The following is an 18873-nucleotide window of genomic DNA, read 5'->3' as shown; positions in this document are numbered from 1 at the left end:
TGATACAGTATAACATAATTATATTGAATGAGATAGTATAACGTAACCAAAGAGGCTGGGATGTATAAAATATCACGAGTAGTGGCACTTGTTAGCGGGCTTATACCTGCTAGCTTAATGGCACAATCGATAGAGGGTGTAATCAAAAGTAGCGACGGTAATGCTGTTGCTGGTGCGCTTGTCACCGTTGAAGGGACTAGCGCTAGAACGGTCACAAATAGTGATGGAAGCTTTGCACTTAATGATTTAAGCGCTGGGTCAACAGAGCTGCATATTTCAGCGTCTGGCTATGCTCATCTTTATGAAGATATCGTATTGACCGAAGCTGGTGTGAAAAGCTTAGCATTAACCTTAATTCGCTCTCCAATTGAAGTTATCGACATTGTTGGCGCGCCAATTCATATGTCAGTGATGGAGTCTGCGTCTCCTGTAAGTGTTTTATCTGGGGAATCTTTACGTCGTCAACAAGCTTCAACCTTAGGTGACACCTTAGAAAAATTGCCTGGAGTACAAACTAACTTTCACGGCAACGTGGCGAGTACACCTATTATTCGTGGCCTTAGCGGACCCCGTGTATTAATAGCGCAAAATGGCTTAGACGTGAGTGATGTGTCTCGAGTTGGACCTGACCATTCAGTAGCAACGGAAGCATCTACCTCTCAACAAATTGAAGTGTTACGTGGTCCGGCAACGCTTTTTTATGGTAGCGGTGCCGTTGGTGGTGTGGTCAATGTCGTCGATGGACGTGTACCTACAGATAACACTACTCGAGGCGAATGGTTACTAGAAACTAATTCCGCAGACGAAAAGCAACTGGCTACGTTCAATGTCACCACTGGTTACGAATCTTTTGGTTTTTACGCCGATGGCTACTGGCGCGAATCTGAAGATTATGAAGTACCTGTAGAAGCTGAAGTTGAAGAAGAGGAACATGATCATGAAGAAGAAGAAAGTCATGATTATGTGGTTGAAAATAGTGCTGAGAAATCCAATGGTTTCACCTTAGGCGCTAGCTATTTGTTCGATGAAGGCTATGTAGGTGTGGCAGTTGAACAGTTTAATCGTGAATACGGTATCCCTGGTCACTCCCATGATGGTGATGTCAGTGTTTTTGCTGACTTAGAGCAGACTAGAGTGCAAGTGCTTAGTGAAATTTACGTTCAGTCACAATGGTTAAACAAGGTGAGCGTAAGAGGTGGTGTTACCAACTATGAGCATGCTGAAATAGAAAATGGTTCAGTTGGGACATTATTTGAAAATGATGGTCAAGAGTTAAAAGTTGATTTACTACATAACCCCTTGGCAGATTGGAACGGTGGTTTCAGCATACATTTTAAAAACAATGATATGTCCGCTGTTGGTGAAGAAGCCTTCTCTCCCCCTTCAGAGTCACAAACTATTGCACTAGCAGCGATGGAAGAAAAGCATTTTGGTGACGTATTGTTGCAATTTGGTGCGCGTATTGAGCGTGTCACCATAGATGCCGATAACGTTTTATTGCCAGCCCTTGAAGCTCATGACCATGAGGAAGAAGCGGAAGACGATCATGATCATGACCACGGTGACGAGGAAACTGTCACTCGAGTATTTGATGTTGCCCATAAATTCACTCCCGTTAGTTTGTCGGCTGGGTTAGTTTGGGACTTCGTACCAGGTTATAACTTTGGTATTTCGGTATCTCGCTCGGAGCGCGCGCCTTCAGCGGCTGAACTTCTGTCTTTTGGTCCACATATTGGAACCAATAGCTACGAAGTAGGTGCATTGTTCGCTTTAGATGGCGAAGAAATTGGTTTGTCCAACCAAACCATTGATCTTGAAACCGCGAATAATATCGATCTTACCCTACGTAAAACTCAAGGTGATTTAGCTTTCGTATTTAACGCTTTCTATAACCAAGTTGATAATTATTATTATCAAACATCTACTGGGCTTTATGTTGAAAGTAGTCATGACCACGATCATGAAGAAGGGGTTGAAGAAGAAGAAGAGCACACTGACGAGCTACCTGTTTATATCTTCGCTGCCGATGATGTCGTGTTAAATGGTTTCGAATTGCAAGTTGCATGGCAAGCCACAGACACCTTTAAAGCAACCGTTTTTTCAGACTTCGTTCGCGCTCGTTTAAAAGACGGCGGCAATTTACCTCGTACTTCTCCAATGCGTTTTGGAACACAGCTCGCTTATGTTGATGACAATCTAACTGCAAATTTAGATGTGACTCGCTATCAAAGCCAAGACCACGTTGCAGAAGATGAGACAAGCACTGATGGCTACACCATGGTAGATGTAAGTGTTTCCTATGATTTACCTATCTCAAGTCAAGACATTATGGTGTATCTAAAAGGTACTAACTTGACCGATACGGAAGCCCGAGTACATACCTCATTTATTAAAGATATAGCCCCACGCCCAGGACGCAGCTTTGCTGTGGGTGTAAGAGGCAACTTCTAATTTCGACCATCACTTATTACACATTAAGGATTTAACAATGACAAGCACACGCAAACTTTCTCTTCTTGCAGCTTCAATCGGGGCTTTGATGCTTACTGGTTGTGGAGATGCAGAAACGACCATTATCGAAAAAGAGTCGATTGAAGTGGATGATTCTATTGAAGATGATCATGATCACAGTGATGACGAATATCTAATTGAATCAATGGGCCGTTTGGCGGTATTAACTGCCGACAGCAGCGCCGCTATATACGACCTGGACGATGGTGACGAGTTGGACACGTTTTCGCTAACTTATGCATCTAGCACACTAACTTCATCAGCGGATTATCGATACGCAGTAATAGCAAGTCGCTCTGATGACTATGTAGGTTTTATAGATAGTGGCATGTGGCGTGAAGACCATGTTGAACATTTGCATGACTATGAACAAGCTCCAGCAATGAGCGACTATGAAATTACCGGTAGTCTGCCAACCCATATTATAAAACACGATGGTCAAATGGCGATTTTCTTTGATGGAGATGCAGAATCAAATACACCGGCATCTGTAAAAGTTGCTAGGGACACTGACATTAGCGGTGAAACTAGTGATCTGCCTACCTTGAACTACTCGGTAAACATGCACGGTGCCGTTGAACCTAAAGGTGAGTATTTACTATCTACGTTTCGTCGCGACGATGCTGAAAGTACTTCTGTGTCTAAACTTCTTCCTGACCAAGTAGCTGTATATCATTTACACGACGGTGAGTATGAACAAGAGCTAGTGCTTGATGTACTTTGTCCTGATTTGCATGGCAGCGCTATCAATGAAAGTTACGCTGTATTTGGTTGTGGTGACGGCGTAATCACTGCTCATGAGCATGATGGTGATTATGAAGCTGAAAAAATTGCTAATATTGATGTATTGGACAGCTTGAGAATCGGTACTATTTACGGACACGAAGAAAATGATACTTTTATCGGCATAGCTGCTGGTCATGAAGGTGGTGAATCAATTTTAATTAAAATTGCCCCTGAAGACAGCGAAATGGAAGCCCTAGAATGGCAACCAGAAAGTGATGCAAGCCCTGTAGCTTATGGTTTCTCTTACGAAGGCGACATGTTTTTGGTGTTAGATAGTCAAGGTTATTTGAATATTCTAAGTGCCCATGACCATGATGGCGAAACACATTGGGAACTTGAACAAAGCTTCGATATTACCGATGAAGATGTTGCCAATATGCCAGAAGGACTGTCTTTTAGTATGGCTGTAGCGCAAAACGGTAATTACGTCTACGTATCTGACCCAATTGCAGAACATGTTTTGCAAATTGATTTAGAAACTATAGAGGTTGTTAGCGATATTGAGTTAGGTTTTGCAGCGGCCAGTATTTCTTGGTTAGGCATAGCTGAAGAAGCCCATGACCACTAGTCTTTAGGGTTTTATAATATTTAGCCATGGTGGACTTTTACGTCTAACCATGGCTTTTTTTGTCTGTCAGTACTTGCATTTTCACAACAGTTTATGCAGTTTATGCAGTTTATGGCGTTGTCGTTAACTAATTTCTAATCCGACGAAAAGTGCCCATTCATACGCAAAAATCGAGCTACCACAAGGGTCAACAGTGCCCAGCCAATTCCCATTAGCCAGCCCGCTAACACATCAGTTGGCCAATGCACTCCTAGATACACTCTGCTCACACCAATGGAAAAAGTAAATAGAATTGCAATCATATAGAAATAGCTTTTTACCCTGCGACGAACGGGCAAGTGGGAGAGCATTCCTGCTAACGTAAAATAAACTAACGCTGACAACATGGCGTGTCCGCTTGGGAAGCTACTGGTATAAACGTAACTGCCATGGGGAACTAAGTCAGGTCGTGGACGCGTAATGCCATATTTCAATGAAAAGCTAACTATCATTCCAGAGGTAATCGCCAAGACCAATAAAGCCGCTATCTTAGGCTTGTTCTCAATAAGTAAAAATAAAGTCACAAACAGGGTAAAACTAGTCAGAATGGCCACTCCACCTAACGCGGTGATATCTCGCATCATCTCTTCTACCCATTTAGGGCCAATGGGATCTGAAAGGTCATTGGCATCACGAAAGGCAAGAATAATGTTTTGATCTATTTGTGGCGTTCCCCCAGCAACTGCAAACCCCGCTAATTCATAGAATATCCAAATAATCAGAGCAAATACGAACAGCAATATGAACTGCTTAATGTCAGATTTTTCCAAATCAAATTTTAGCATTTAAGACCTCCTGAACTTTTTCTTTTTTGATGAGTGGTTTTGGGGAGAACCGACATTAACCTGATTAAAATAAATTATCACGTTTACGTAATATTCACCTTATTAACATCATTGTAAAAATTGGAATGAAATTCCATTTCATGTACAAATTTCCTAGGTCTTACACGGCCATCTTTGCTTTTGCTTAAGTTACTGTATTTATTATATTTAATTCGACTGTAAGACTAAAGTCGTAGATCCGTTTTAGTCTCGAGCGAGTTAAGTTGAGGCGTTTTATTGGTATTCTGATACGCACGTCAACCGATATACTTTACTGCAAGAGAGAACCAACAATGTCAGCAACTTCTAGAATTCTTTGTCCGACACTTAAAGAGCGCGTAATGAGTGCAGAACAAGCCGCTGAATTGATACCCGCAGGTGCTAATATTGGCATGAGTGGGTTTACAGGGGCAGGTTATCCAAAAGCAGTACCAAAGGCATTAGCCGAACGTATCAAACGGGTAAACGCAGAGGGAAATGACCCCTTTCGCATTAGTTTATGGACTGGTGCATCAACCGCTCCTGAGCTAGATGGGGTGTTAGCCGAAGTGGATGGTATTGAAATGAGATTACCATTCCAAAGTGACCCTATTTGCCGTAACAAAATTAATACCGGTACTATGGACTATGTGGACCTGCATCTTTCTGAGGTGTCACAATACGCATGGTCTGGCTTCTTAGGCAAAATGAATATTGCCCTAATTGAAGTGGCAGGAATACGTGAAGACGGTAAATTAATTCCTTCTTCTTCAATTGGTAATAATAAAACTTGGATTGAACAAGCAGATAAAATCATTCTGGAAGTGAATAGTAAACAGAATATTAAGCTTGAAGGTATGCACGATATTTATTACGGCACCGCATTACCACCAAATCGCAAACCTATTATGCTAACTGACCCTGCTGACCGTATTGGTGAGTTTTATTTTGAATGTCCTCCTGAGAAAGTCATTGCAGTGGTTGAAACCAATGCCGAAGATAGAAACTCACCATTCAAAGCACCTGATGCTGTTTCGCAAAAAATTGCTCAACATATTCTAGACTTCTTCGAGCGTGAAATTGAAGTAGGTCGTTTACCCAAAGAATTATTACCGATCCAATCTGGTGTGGGCAATATTCCTAATGCGGTACTTGAAGGTTTAGATGCAGGTCCATTTAAAAACCTGTCAGCTTTCACTGAAGTTATCCAAGATGGTATGTTAAAAATGTTGAAATCGGGCACCTTGGGTGTTGCTTCAGCAACGGCATTTTCATTGAGTCCAGAAGGGCTGAAAGAATTTGACGAAAACATCGATTTGTACCACGACAAAATTATTTTGCGCCAACAGGATATCAGTAACAATCCAGAATTGGCTCGCCGTCTAGGTATTATTGCCATGAACGGTATGATTGAAGCAGATATCTACGGTAACGTGAATTCCACCCATGTAATGGGAACTCGAATGATGAACGGTATCGGTGGTTCTGGTGATTTTGCCCGGAACGGTTATTTGTCTATTTTCGTATCACCTTCAATCGCAAAAGACGGCGCTATCTCTTCTATTGTGCCTATGGTATCTCATGTGGATCACACAGAGCATGATGTGAAAGTAATAGTAACTGAACATGGTTTAGCTGATTTACGTGGCTTATCTCCTCGTCAGCGAGCTAGAGAGATCATCAACAACTGTGCTGATCCTAGTTACCGCCCAGCGTTGCAAGACTACTATGAAAGAGCATTACATTCAGGCCGTGGCATGCACACACCACATTTACTTAGCGAAGCCCTTAGCTGGCATGAACGTTATGAAAATGAAGGTCACATGTAAACTGTCACTTTCTAGTTAACCTAAAAAACCTCTTAATTGAGGTTTTTTATTTTTTAGCCGTTAATAAAATGTTTATGCAGGGCTTCAAGTAGGAGCAACTCAAGCAAGTCACTTGAGTGCTAAATCATTGCTCCGTTATTTTAACGGAGCAATCAATTTGTTTGTCATGCTTGCATCGATTAGGCGGATGCTGCCTTGTGACTTTTATTTATATATACCAAGAATATTAAGCCAAGAAGCACAACGGCTGCACCAATAGGTCGACCTAAGTCAGGAGAAAGGTTAAAGCCAATTTCCGCGGTCATGATGTAGGAAATGGTGACCCCTGTGGCAATGACCGCAGGAATACTGGTGATCCAATGGAAAGTACCGCGGTCGAGCAAGTACTTTGTCGCCAACCATAATACGCTGGTGGATAACAGCATATTTGAGAACGCGAAATAACGCCAAATCACTGAGAAGTCCAACTTAGTCATAAAGTAGGCAATGGCTAAAATGGGCAACGCAAGTAATAAGCGATTCCGTATGCTCTGGGGGATATTAAATGCATCCACTATGGTCAGTCGTAACGAGCGAAATGCGGTATCGCCAGAGGTGATAGGGAATACGGCAACTGCTACAATTGCCATAATACCGCCAAATAAGCCTAAGTAGCTATTGGCAATGTGATTTACCACTAACCCTGGGCCACCAACATCTAGCATGGCTTTAAGTCCTGCATAGCCTTCTGGGAAAGCGGCAATGCCAGCCAATGCCCATACACAAGCTACTATACCTTCACACATCATCGCGCCGTAATACACAGGTCTTACGTATTTTTCATTGGTTAAACAACGAGCCATAATAGGCGCTTGGGTTGAATGGAATCCACTGATTGCTCCACAGGTAATAGTTACAAATAACAATGGCCAAGTAGGTAAACCGTCCGGATTCGGTGCCAAAAAGTCGTGGGCATGGTCAGCTTCAAAATAAGCCATAAAATCACCGGCCATCGGTAAGTGTGGGGCATCAATGAGCAAGGCAATGGCAATCATCGTGGTCATTACGATCATTAATAATCCAAAGATGGGATAAAACTTGGTGATAATCTTATCGATAGGTAAAAGTGTTGCTAGGAAGTAGTATCCTAAAATGGCCAGTACCCAGAAGGTATTGTTGGCCAAAAAGGTATCTTGGAAGGCATCGAGGTTACTCAATAGGCCGGCGGGGCTCATGATAAACACCACCCCAACAAAAAACAGCAACATGGCGGTGAAGATAAGCATCAAAGCTTTAAATACGATGTTGAAATAGTGCCCTGCTATTTCTGGTAAGCTTTTGCCGTCTTCTTTGATGCTCATGACACCCGAGAAATAGTCGTGAACGGCACCACCTAAGACATTACCTAATACAATCCAGACCAATGCCACTGGTCCATATAAAGCACCAAGAATAGGACCAAATATCGGGCCTACTCCGGCAATATTCAAAAACTGAATTAAAAACGCACGCACAGGATGAACAGGGACATAGTCAACACCTTCACTAAAGCGTGTTTGAGGTGTGGCAACATTGGGGTCTATACCAGCTTGTTTTTCAACAAATGGGCTATAAAATTTATAGCCGAGGATCAATATAGTAATACAGATAAAAAAGATGATCATTGCAGTGCATATCTCAGTTTAGGGACTTTCGAAAAAGAGCACGATAATCGCACTCCGCCTTTCATTTTTTATAATTTATAGCTGGATAAAAATCGGCGTAAATAGTAACAAAGTCGAACTCAACAAAAAATGGAAAACATGGCTTATTAGCGGTTAATCCACAAAAAAGGGCTAACAAAGTTAGCCCTTCTAATAAATAACTGGCAATACAACTAGAAGTTGTAAGTATAACCTAGGGTTGCTGATTGTGGCTTACCGGCGAATACTGAACCGTGTACTCGCGTGGTCATATAGGTTTCGTCGAGTAAGTTATCTACAGTTAGGTAAAGTTCAGATGCGTCATTGATAAAGTAACGTGCTGATAAGTCAACAATGGTTCTAGCGTCAATTAACTCATTCAGCGGGATAGCACCTTGCCCTGCTTTAGTACGCATCTTCGAAGTATAACGGCCGGCTAACGTTAGTTGCCAAGAGTTAGCTTGGACACCAACAGAAAGATACAGTTGATCATCAGGCAAGTAGGTTAATGAATCCCCTTTTTGAACGTCATCCCAACTTTCAAAATCTGATGAGAAGTCTGAACCAAATTCCGCATTAGTGTAGGTGTACGCCAGTTTAACCGGAAAGCTTAGTTCGTTATTTTGTTTAAACTCATAACCTAAACTCAACTCTAAACCACTTACTTCGACTTCACCGGCATTGTATTGGTTACCTATATTGTCATCGTCACAACCTTGTGCAGCGGTACAGTTACCGTGCATGTTGCTGTAATCTCCAATAAATACAATTGCCTCAGAACTAAATGCATTTTGTTGATAGCGAAAACCCGCTTCGTAGTTCCAGCTTTCTTCTTCTTGCCCATCTGCATTACCTGGTGCTGCGGGGGAAAATCCTTTTTGCACACCTGCTAATACAATCAAAGATGGGTTAATCTGGTAGGTTGCCGATAGTGAAGGTAAAACTGAGTTAAAGCTGTTTTCTATATCGGTGTCTGCAACCCCGTCTCGAGCTGGGTTGGATTTGCCCCAATCTAAACGATTAGTGGTGACGTCCTCAAAACGAAGACCAAGGGTCACTGCAAAATTGTCTATAGTGAAACGGTCTTGAACGAACATTGCCCAAGCTTCCGCGCTATCAATCCGGTTTGAATCTGTGCCTGGTATGCCACTGGAGGTGCGAGTCATAATTTGGTCTGTATCTAATTGGTATGTATCAGCCCATTGATAACGATCCATCTCGTCTTCGTGATAGCGCACACCAAATGCAAGCTCATGATTATCAAGGTAGTAGTTAAGTTCCGTTTGAATACCTTGTGATAAATAATCACGGTTATTGGCTTTAACACCGACTTCTATTGGCGTGGTGATTAAACCTTGGTCAAAATCAGCAGCAGTTTGAATGCCGCCACTACTTAAGCTGTCACCGTCTATGCTATAGGATTTATACCAATTACGATGGAAATCGTTGTAATAAGCGGTGGTGCTAACTGTTGCATCTGGATTGAAGGCAATTATGTGATTCAGTTGAATCTGTTTGTGTTCAGTATTCATCTGATCTTTTTGTGAAGCTGAATAACGCATAAAAGGGCTTGTTGCATAATCTTCATCCGTTAACCCCATATAGGTTTCGTCTGATACTTCATCTGCATATTTCAGTTTAAGTTCAACAATTTGTTGATACTTATCGGATTTGTCGGATTTAAAACGAATTTTTGCCATAACATCATTTTTAACAAAGCCGGTGTCGCCACCCACACCATTGATATCACGGAAGCCATCGGCTTGGTAACGATAAACTTCGCCTACTGCGTCAATACGTTCACCTTGACCACCTACATATCCATGTATTTTGCCAAAGCCATCTTGACCTTTAGCCACATCAATATTGCCCGCTAAAGCTGCCTCTGGAATTTCACGGGACAGCATATTGATGACACCACCAGTGGTACGGGGGCCATATTTAACCGTAGAACTACCTTTTAATATCTCAACACTCTGCATACGACCGGATGTTGGAAAGTAATAAGCTGCGGGAGAAGCATAAGGAGCAGGCGCGGCTAATACACCATCTTCCATAATTGTAATCTTCTCAGAGCGATTTTGGCCTGTGCCACGCATACCCAAGTTAGGACGTAAACCATACCCATCTTCTTCTTGAACATATACACCTGGGACGGCTGCCAAAGTACGCATGATATCGGTGTATTTAAATTTTTCAATTTCAGCTTGGCTAATTAAATGAGCGCTACCAGGGACCGTATTTATTGGGTTTTTACTGCCAAAAATATGCATTTGTTCAATCTCTGTATTTGCCGAATTATCATCTGCAACAGCCCCAAATGTAATTAACAAAGCACTTGTTAAAAGGTTTAAACGCCAAGTATTTGATTGAATCATTCTTTACTCCGATACTCTGGATATGTTTAATGTAAATGGAAATTATTCTTGTTTACATTGTAATTTCGAGCATTTTACTCAAGCCCTTCTTAAAAGCAACTTTGGTAACGACTTATTTACAACTTAATGGTTAGAAGATATGCGGAATGAATGAGACGTAGGAAAAATGTCACTGCCTCAAAAGTGCGATGAGGTAGCTTAGTCCACTAGTCAGAATGATGGATAGTTGTTTGTAAAAAAGGATATCTAGCCTAGGGTTACTTACCGAACACTGACCAACCAGTTTTATAGGCCAATAATTCCAATGCTTTTGTACCCAGTTTACTATTGCCGATGGCATCTAGTCCGGGGGACCATACGCCGATGGAGGCATTTCCTGGAGCGACAGCAAGTATGCCTCCGCCCACGCCACTTTTGCCCGGTAGTCCGACTCTAAAGGCAAACTCACCAGAGCCATCATAATGACCACAGGTGAGCATTAAAGCATTGATTCGTTTTGCCCGTTGTGCAGAAACAACCGTGTAGCCAGTTATTGGATTCACTCCATTGTTGGCTAAAAATAGCCCGGCTTTGGCAAGTTGTGTGCTATTCATGGCAATTGAACAATGATGGAAGTAGGTACCTAAGACTTCCTCTACAGGGTTTTCGAAGTGACCAAATGAAGACATGAAATAGGCTAGGGAGGCGTTCCTTGCACCTGTTTCCAACTCAGATTTCGCCACTTTTTCATCAATCGCTATGCTGTCATCATCAGCGATATAACGCATAAATTGTATTATTTCGGCTAATACTTCTTTAGGTTCGTGACCTTGCATAATGAGGTCTGCAATTGTTATAGCACCTGCATTAATAAAGGGGTTGCGGGGTTTGCCATGCTCGTGCTCAAGTTGCACTATGGAGTTAAAGGGGTCTCCCGAGGGCTCTCGACCGACTCTTTGCCAGATGCTATCTCCCAACTTTCCCAGTGCCAAGGTTAGGGTAAAGACTTTGGATATACTTTGAATTGAAAATAATTTGTCGGCGCAGCCCGCCTGATAAATCTCACCATTGGTTAAGGCTACGCTGATGGCAAATTGATTTGGATCGATTTTTGCCAATTGAGGAATATAGTGTGCTACCTCACCTTTATCCTCAAGGTTCATCATTTCTTCAGCAATTTCATCGACAATTTGTTGCAAAGCTATCTCCATCAATTTGAGCTTGGCACTAGTGTTGATAATGTTTTACATGCTATCTCGTAGTTCTGCCATTAATTTTACACTTTTTAGTCGGGCAGCAGGATCATGTATGGGGAAGGACATGATTAATTCATCAATGCCGGTTTTTTCAATAAAATCTGCCAATTTGGGTTTTATGGATTCTTTTGTGCCAACTAATGAATATTGTAAAACGTGTTCAACATTGTACATGTCTGCAATGCTCCAATGGATTTTATCCACTGGTTTAGGGAAGGGAGTATTAGCGCTGGTGCGCATTTGCAGAAATTTTTGCTGCACCGAAGTATACAAGTAATTTGCTTCTTCTTCCGTATCCGCTATTACCGCCATAACCCCTGCCATTGAATAGGGTTCTGGGTTTTCATCGGTTGCTTTGAAGTTCCCTCGGTAACTGTCTAATGCCTGATGTAGTTGATCAGGGGCAAAGTGGGATGCAAAAGCGTAGGGCAGTCCGAATTCTGCGGCCAGTTGGGCACTGTATAAACTTGAACCCAATAACCACAAAGGAATATTGGTATCTTGGCCAGGTACAGCCAGCACTGGTTGTGATTGGGGACCTAAGTAGCTTTGTAATTCACGGATATTTTGAGGGTACTGATCGGCACCTGAACCACCTTGTCGACGCAGTGCCATTAAAGTTTGCATGTCGGTGCCAGGGGCTCGCCCAAGGCCTAAATCAATGCGATCACCGTAAAGCTCTGCCAAGGTTCCGAATTGCTCCGCGATAATTAAGGGGGCGTGGTTGGGTAACATTACGCCTCCACTGCCGATGCGGATGTTTTTCGTGGCCGCGCCAATGTTCGCCAGCAATACCGCGGTAGCTGAACTAGCGACGCTTCTCATGCCGTGGTGCTCCGCTAACCAGAAGCGTTTATAGTCATGGGCTTCTGCGGTAATGGCGGTTTCCCTAGCCATTTTTAACGCTTCAGAAACACTGCGACCTTCACCAATGGTGGCTAAATCTAATATGGAAATCGGAATCATAATACCTACCGAGTCATTGAATTGTAATAGGATTATTGCGGTGGATGATCCAACTTACAAGGGGACACCGGCGATTATCAGTAAAGATCTCAGTGGTTGACTATAATATTCAGCATAATCAAAATAAATAGAACCAAATTGCTTTATATACTGTAAGTAACTGATGTAACTATGGCTAAACAGTCATTTCCATATGGGAATCGAGGATATTGTCGCGAGTTTCAAATACTTTACATGGTTGACCCAGTTTTGAATGGTGATATTGTGTTGTTTTAAAGGGCTAACAGCCTGTAATCACATTAAATTATGAGAAGAGACTAATGAAAAAAGGATTAATCGTTTTTGCAATTATCATTTTGCTTATTGCAGGCGGTGCTTGGTATTTACTAAGTGGCGCAGGAGACTTCATTCGAGTACAAATGGAGCAACAAGGCTCTAAATATCTAGGCACACCAGTATCTGTTTTTAATGTGGATTTGGCACTTAGTGACGGTCGTTTAACCATCAGCGATATTGACGTTGAGAATCCAGACGGGTTCAGTGATGAAGATGCCTTTAGCGTCGAAAACATCACACTAGATTTAGGCGAAGTATTAAGCGAACCCTATGTTGTTCAGACGGTTAGCATCAATGCTCCTGAAGTACTTTATGAAGTAGATGAAAGTGGTAAAGGGAACTTACTTGTTATTAAGGACAACCTAGCCGCTAATTTACCTAAATCTGAAAGCCAACCTTCTTCAGAGCCAGGTGCAAACCCGCTTATTATTGTTGAAAATGTGACTGTCAGTAACGTTCGTCTTAAACTCGATTTCGAAAAACTGTCTACCGGTGAGCTTGAAATTGAACAAAAAACTTACGAGATTACACTACCTACATTTAACGCTGGTCCCATAGGTCAGCCAAACGGTATTCCGGCTGATCAAGCGGGTATGGCCATCGTCAATGCCATGTTAGATAACATTATTGACCAAGCGAAATCTGAAGCTAAGAAAAAGTTAGCAGAAGAAGCTAAAAAACTAGCACAAGAAAAGCTCGACGAAGAAAAAGAAAAACTCACAGAAAAAGCCAAAGATAAACTGAAAGGTTTGTTTAACTAAGCTAAATCGAGTTTGCGCTGTAGCCTAACGGATATTGTCGTTTGGTTGCAGCGTTTTAAATTAATTAGCTTACAGCCCATCCATGATGGGGTGCAGATAGATATTTAGGTATAGGATCAAGGTAGATTGCCGTTAACCAATTGAGGTGTTTAAAAACAGCGTAACTCAAAATGGCTTTGAATCGAGGGAAAGTCGCTATGGAAAAGTATATTCTGGCTATTGATCAAGGCACCACCAGTAGCAGAGCGATTTTATTTTCGTTGCAGGGTAAACCTTGTTTTATTGCGCAACAAGAATTCAGTCAATCTTATCCCGAAGATGCTTGGGTTGAACATGACCCTGAAGAAATATGGCAAAGCGTCCTTAAAACCTGCAAAGACGTCATACGTGAAGCACAAATCGACATTTCTCAAGTAATTTCCATCGGTATCACCAATCAACGAGAAACAACCCTAGTGTGGGATAAAAAAACCGGTAAGGCGGTTTATCCAGCCATCGTTTGGCAAGACAGACGAACATCTTCAACCTGCAAACAATTTGCCCAAGACCCTCAACTAGTCGATTACATTACCAATACCACAGGGCTTTTGTTGGATCCTTACTTCTGTGCCACTAAAATTCAATGGATTCTCGACAATGTAAAAGGGGCTCGACAAAAAGCTGAATCTGGTTCACTGGCCTTTGGCACTATCGATACCTTTTTAATTTGGCGTTTAACCAAAGGTCGTTGCCACTACACCGATGCAACCAATGCCTCTCGAACTATGCTATTCGATATTCATCAACAGCAATGGGATACCGAACTGCTAAACACTTTCAACATCCCTAGCACCATGTTGCCTCAGGTACTAAACAGTGCCGACGAATTTGGTAAAACCGATCCTAAACTACTTGGCAAAGCTATCCCTATTCAAGGGGTTGCTGGTGATCAACAAGCTGCATTGTTTGGACAGGCTTGTTTTAAAAAGGGCATGGCCAAAACAACCTATGGCACAGGCTGCTTTATGGTTTTAAATACCGGCTCTTCGCCATTAAAATCGGAAAATCGGCTGTTAACCACTGTGGCTTATCGCCTAAACGGAGAAACTACCTATGCCTTAGAAGGCAGTATCTTTATGGCGGGTGCCACTATTCAATGGTTACGGGATGGATTGCAATTAATCAAAGATGCCGCTGAAAGCGAATCTTTAGCGAAAATGGCCAGTGCGAACAACAGTGTGTTTTTGGTACCCGCGTTTACCGGATTAGGCGCGCCATATTGGGATCCTGACGCTCGCGGTGCAATTTTAGGGTTAACTCGCGATACTGGGATCAATGAAATTGTTGCCGCTGGTTTGCAATCGGTGTGTTATCAATCCAAAGATTTACAAAAAGCCATGGAAAGTGACGGTGCCAGAGCAACTAATCTGAGAGTTGATGGCGGCATGGTTAAAAATGACTGGTTAATGGGGTTTTTAGCTGACATTTTAGGTGCAGAGGTTGATCGACCTGAAATTACCGAAACTACGGCTTTAGGCGTCGCTTACTTAGCAGGGTTACAAGCTGGAGTGTATACATCTTTAGATGAACTCAGTGGACAGTGGCAATGCGAACATACATTTGTACCAAGGTTCAGCAAACAAGAACGAGACCACGCTTATGGGTTATGGCAACAGGCGGTTAATCGTATTCGTTGTGATTAAATGCAAAAGCCATTTGCTAAAATTTACTTTCATGGTGTGAAATTGGCAATAGATTGCCTAAGCTCGACAAATTTTATCCCTAAGTTGGCGTAACTTTGCCACTTACTTGCACGTATTTATAGGGTATTAGAGGCTAATAAGTTCTTGAAACAAAGCTATACGCTTTATTCGCTTGTTCAATAGTATTGGTAACCTGAGAAACCGTTGATTCTATTGATTCTTTCTCAGCATCTTCAAATATAAAATCGGTGACATTGTTGTAAATGGATTTTCCAGAGAATGATTCAATTGCCATATCCGCAGCGGCAAACGCCACTCCTATAGGTCCTCCATAAACAAATCCACCTAATAATTCAGACACCGGATCCACACTCGTATTAGATGTGTTTTGGTAGATGTCAGAGACGATAGGAACATGATTTAGTATGTTGATAGTGTCAAAAAAATCGTCCATTCCTAAGCCATCATCACCTACCACATAATTTGAAATATCTTGAATTGAACCTAACAAGCTAGAGTCAGGATTTAATTCACTCAAGTCTGTGGTAGTAACCTCTGGTTGTGCAGCAATCGCGGTAGTTGCAGCACCGAAAAGGTTTGCATTGAGACTACTCAATAACGACGTTTGCAGGTTTGCAATAGAGTCTAATGACGTCAATTGAGATAAGGAGTCTTCGGTGAATTGATCTAAGCCAATCGCAGAAAATAGACTTTTCTGGATACTATCAATGGCAGAGTCCATATTGCTATCATCTTGAGTCGAATTATCACTGGTACTTTGCTGCATCAGCGACATTAACCCACCAAATACCTGATTGATCCCATCCGTATTTGCAGTACTTTGACTCTCAGAAGTTGATTCAACTGAGGCACCTAAACCTAAGTTATTTTGCAGTGTATCGATGACATTCATGGCTATGGATTACTCTTAATTTATGCAATTTGGATGAACTTGTGTAAGTTCTTATAGGCTAATATCGTGCCAAAAATTTAGCGACGTATCATGGACTTAAATAATTTGAGGTAATTTTTATTTACATTAAAAGCGCTTGTGTAAAGTTTTAGTAAAGGTACTAAAGAGAATTTATTTTTCGGTAAACTTATCTGAGAATTTGGCAAATGAGAGGCAATTCTAATAATAAACGTGTTGTTATCTTTGGATAGCAATAGAGGTTATATTTCACTATGAAAAAATATCACTTTATTACTTTTTTCTGTTTTGTTGTTTGCTCTTGTTCTCAGACGCCTACCGTAGAAGAAGAAGTTGTCGAAAACCTGCCAACTAATCCAAAAGTTAGTCAAAGAGCGGTTACCCAAAAAGACAAAGAAATCATGCCAAATGATCCTAGCTATCGACCCATCCGCATGGAAGGGGTTGAATCTATTGCTGTGCCTACAGGGTCACTTTTCCAACCTGACAACGAGGCTAGCCTGTATCAGTTGCACCGCAAATACCAAGTGGGTGATATGATTTTAGTTAAGCTAAGTGAGTCAACAACGTCAAAAAAATCAGTTGATTTTCAAACCGATAAAAGCAGCCGTTTCGAGTTAGGGCCAGTGAATGTTACCGCTGGACCTATTCAGATTGATGAATCTGATTTAGATATTGAGCACAATCAAGAAAATGAGTTTGATACATCATCAGAAGCTAACCAATCTAATTCTTTAACCGGTGATATTACCGTTTACGTAAAAGAAGTCCTACCTAATCGTAACCTTGTGGTTGCAGGCGAGAAGTGGATTACACTGAATACGGGACAAGAATATGTCAGGTTTTCCGGCGAAATAAGAACCGATGACATCGATGCATCAAACACCATTATTTCATCTAAAGTGGGCAATTCACGCATTGAGTATAGCGGTAAAGGCGAATTGCACTCCAATCAAGAAGAGTCAGTAATAAACAAATTATTTGGCATTTTCAATTAACTTATAAATGAATATAAATATGATGAAAATGTTTAATTGCACAACTTTGTTAGTGCTTTTGCTGACCTGTCCCAACGCTTTTGCTGTCTGGCAGCAAGGCGAGGCTACTGTAAAATTAGATGGTGCTGATGTAAGTGATGTGAGAGTCACAGCCATCAAGAATGCAGTAGCAGATGCATCTTTTAAAAACGGTAGTTTTGTTTCAGCCGAAGATGTAGTGCTAGATGGCCTGTTAGTCAGTAGTAAATCTGTTATCACCACCCAAGGTCAAATTCAGCGTGTAGAAGTGCTAAGTGAATCTGTGAATGAGGATATATTCAGTGTTATCGTCAGAGTGGATTTTTCTCCTATGTTTAACTGTCCCCATGACGGCTATAACCGTTCAGTATTGTTAACCCAATTTCAAGTGTTAAAACCCCAGCAAGCCAGTTACGGTGGTATTTTCGATATTGGTAAACAGATAAGTAAACGAATTGAGCAACAATTGCGTGCTGAACAAACCAGTCCTAAGGTTCGATTGATTGACAAGGCGTTTACAGGGGTTGATTCCTACGATCAAATTCATCTCAACGAATTAACCAATAAAGCTATTTATATGTCCAAAGAGTATGGTCGGCAGTTTGTAATGTTTGGCTTTATTCGTGATATTAGTTTGTTCGAACAAGTAAAAGAAGAACTGTTATCTGATGACGTGTCGTTAAGACGAAATTTTACCATTCAAGTGTATGTACTGGATGTTTACCGACATACGATTATTTTCCAAGAGTCTTACCACAGTGAAGCCGATTGGGAATACAGTGATGATTACAATGTTGATACCAATAACAGTTTGTTCTGGCGCAGTGATTATGGTCGTACAGTACTCAATACCGTTAATGGCGCGGTTTCAGATGTTGCCAATAAACTTCAGTGTGAACAGAGTTTTGCGCAAATTGTGGGAACCAATAACAATAAACTAATCATTAATATGGGTTTAGACAACGGGCTAAAGTTAGGCGATAAATTCCTACTTTATAAAAAACGCTTGCCTGTTAGTGTAAACGGACTAAGTAACGCGGCATTGACTGCCGTTGACCGAGGTGTTTACAAAGTTGTGCAATTAGATAGTTTAACTGCAGAATTGAGTAACGATGATCCAGCCCAAGTTATCAACGGTGATTTGCTAGACCTCGTCAGCCCAACTCGCTAATATTAAACCATAAAGTCACTGAATGTTTGCAAGATAATATTTGGTGGCTCTTATGAGGTCTTGCCATCCAACTAAGTTAAATGATTTGTGCATTTTAATAACAGTCTATACTGCATCATTTCAGTGCAATAGTTCATCTCTGCCTGAATTCATTTGAGCCTATTCTAGCTCCTAGCCCTTTAAAATTAACAAACTTAAAA

At 41.5% G+C, this 18873-nt stretch carries 13 protein-coding genes; 7 read left to right on the top strand and 6 right to left on the bottom strand.

Going from position 1 to position 18873, the window contains the following annotated elements:
• Window positions 1-60: 60 nt before the first annotated feature.
• Entirely contained in the window at window positions 61-2451 is a 2391-nt protein-coding gene (locus ABJV04_RS05720; protein ID WP_348490345.1) for a TonB-dependent receptor, read from the top strand.
• Window positions 2452-2488: 37 nt separating this feature from the next.
• Window positions 2489-3865: a 5-methyltetrahydrofolate--homocysteine methyltransferase gene (locus ABJV04_RS05715; RefSeq protein WP_348490344.1), complete on the top strand. Its 1377-nt coding sequence runs from the start codon at window positions 2489-2491 to the stop codon at window positions 3863-3865.
• Window positions 3866-3999: 134 nt separating this feature from the next.
• Here the strand turns inward: ABJV04_RS05715 and ABJV04_RS05710 are convergent, their stop codons facing one another.
• On the bottom strand, window positions 4000-4689 hold the full coding sequence (locus ABJV04_RS05710; protein ID WP_348490343.1) for a phosphatase PAP2 family protein: 690 nt from the start codon (window positions 4687-4689) through the stop codon (window positions 4000-4002).
• A 332-nt stretch (window positions 4690-5021) separates the two neighbouring features.
• On the opposite strand from ABJV04_RS05710, the gene ABJV04_RS05705 reads away from it, so the two are divergent.
• Window positions 5022-6536, top strand: coding sequence for an acetyl-CoA hydrolase/transferase family protein (locus ABJV04_RS05705; protein WP_348490342.1), 1515 nt, complete (start codon window positions 5022-5024; stop codon window positions 6534-6536).
• Window positions 6537-6715: 179 nt separating this feature from the next.
• On the opposite strand, the gene ABJV04_RS05700 is transcribed toward ABJV04_RS05705, so the two are convergent.
• The 4 genes from ABJV04_RS05700 to ABJV04_RS05685 form a co-directional block, all read right to left on the bottom strand.
• Window positions 6716-8179: a carbon starvation CstA family protein gene (locus ABJV04_RS05700; protein WP_348490341.1), complete on the bottom strand. Its 1464-nt coding sequence runs from the start codon at window positions 8177-8179 to the stop codon at window positions 6716-6718.
• A gap of 212 nt (window positions 8180-8391) precedes the next feature.
• The gene (locus ABJV04_RS05695) at window positions 8392-10575 is read right to left on the bottom strand and encodes a TonB-dependent receptor (RefSeq protein ID WP_348490340.1); all 2184 of its coding nucleotides are present in this window, start codon (window positions 10573-10575) and stop codon (window positions 8392-8394) included.
• Window positions 10576-10832: 257 nt separating this feature from the next.
• Window positions 10833-11753 (bottom strand): glutaminase, encoded by a 921-nt coding sequence (locus ABJV04_RS05690; protein WP_348490339.1) that lies wholly within the window; start codon window positions 11751-11753, stop codon window positions 10833-10835.
• 45 nt (window positions 11754-11798) lie between these two features.
• The gene (locus tag ABJV04_RS05685; protein ID WP_348490338.1) at window positions 11799-12776 is read right to left on the bottom strand and encodes an LLM class flavin-dependent oxidoreductase; all 978 of its coding nucleotides are present in this window, start codon (window positions 12774-12776) and stop codon (window positions 11799-11801) included.
• A 320-nt stretch (window positions 12777-13096) separates the two neighbouring features.
• Here ABJV04_RS05685 and ABJV04_RS05680 point away from each other — a divergent pair, with 320 nt between their 5' ends.
• Both ABJV04_RS05680 and glpK read left to right on the top strand, forming a co-directional pair.
• Window positions 13097-13873, top strand: a complete 777-nt coding sequence (locus tag ABJV04_RS05680) for a hypothetical protein (RefSeq protein WP_348490337.1) — start codon at window positions 13097-13099, stop codon at window positions 13871-13873.
• Between the two features lie 197 nt (window positions 13874-14070).
• Window positions 14071-15555, top strand: a complete 1485-nt coding sequence (gene glpK, locus ABJV04_RS05675; RefSeq protein ID WP_348490336.1) for a glycerol kinase GlpK — start codon at window positions 14071-14073, stop codon at window positions 15553-15555.
• A 133-nt stretch (window positions 15556-15688) separates the two neighbouring features.
• Here the strand turns inward: glpK and ABJV04_RS05670 are convergent, their stop codons facing one another.
• Window positions 15689-16468 carry a hypothetical protein gene (locus tag ABJV04_RS05670; RefSeq protein WP_348490335.1) on the bottom strand — a complete coding sequence of 260 codons (780 nt, stop codon included), beginning with the start codon at window positions 16466-16468 and terminating at the stop codon, window positions 15689-15691.
• 272 nt (window positions 16469-16740) lie between these two features.
• On the opposite strand from ABJV04_RS05670, the gene ABJV04_RS05665 reads away from it, so the two are divergent.
• Both ABJV04_RS05665 and ABJV04_RS05660 read left to right on the top strand, forming a co-directional pair.
• Window positions 16741-17484 carry a flagellar basal body L-ring protein FlgH gene (locus ABJV04_RS05665; RefSeq protein ID WP_348490334.1) on the top strand — a complete coding sequence of 248 codons (744 nt, stop codon included), beginning with the start codon at window positions 16741-16743 and terminating at the stop codon, window positions 17482-17484.
• Between the two features lie 19 nt (window positions 17485-17503).
• The gene (locus ABJV04_RS05660; protein ID WP_348490333.1) at window positions 17504-18673 is read left to right on the top strand and encodes a flagellar assembly protein T N-terminal domain-containing protein; all 1170 of its coding nucleotides are present in this window, start codon (window positions 17504-17506) and stop codon (window positions 18671-18673) included.
• The last annotated feature ends 200 nt before the right edge of the window (window positions 18674-18873 follow it).

This window comes from Aliiglaciecola sp. (genome assembly GCF_039982535.1).
In the GTDB taxonomy this organism is placed as follows: domain Bacteria; phylum Pseudomonadota; class Gammaproteobacteria; order Enterobacterales; family Alteromonadaceae; genus Aliiglaciecola.
The sequence above is the reverse complement of the archived record's forward strand: the minus strand, read 5'-3'. Positions and strand labels throughout refer to the sequence as shown.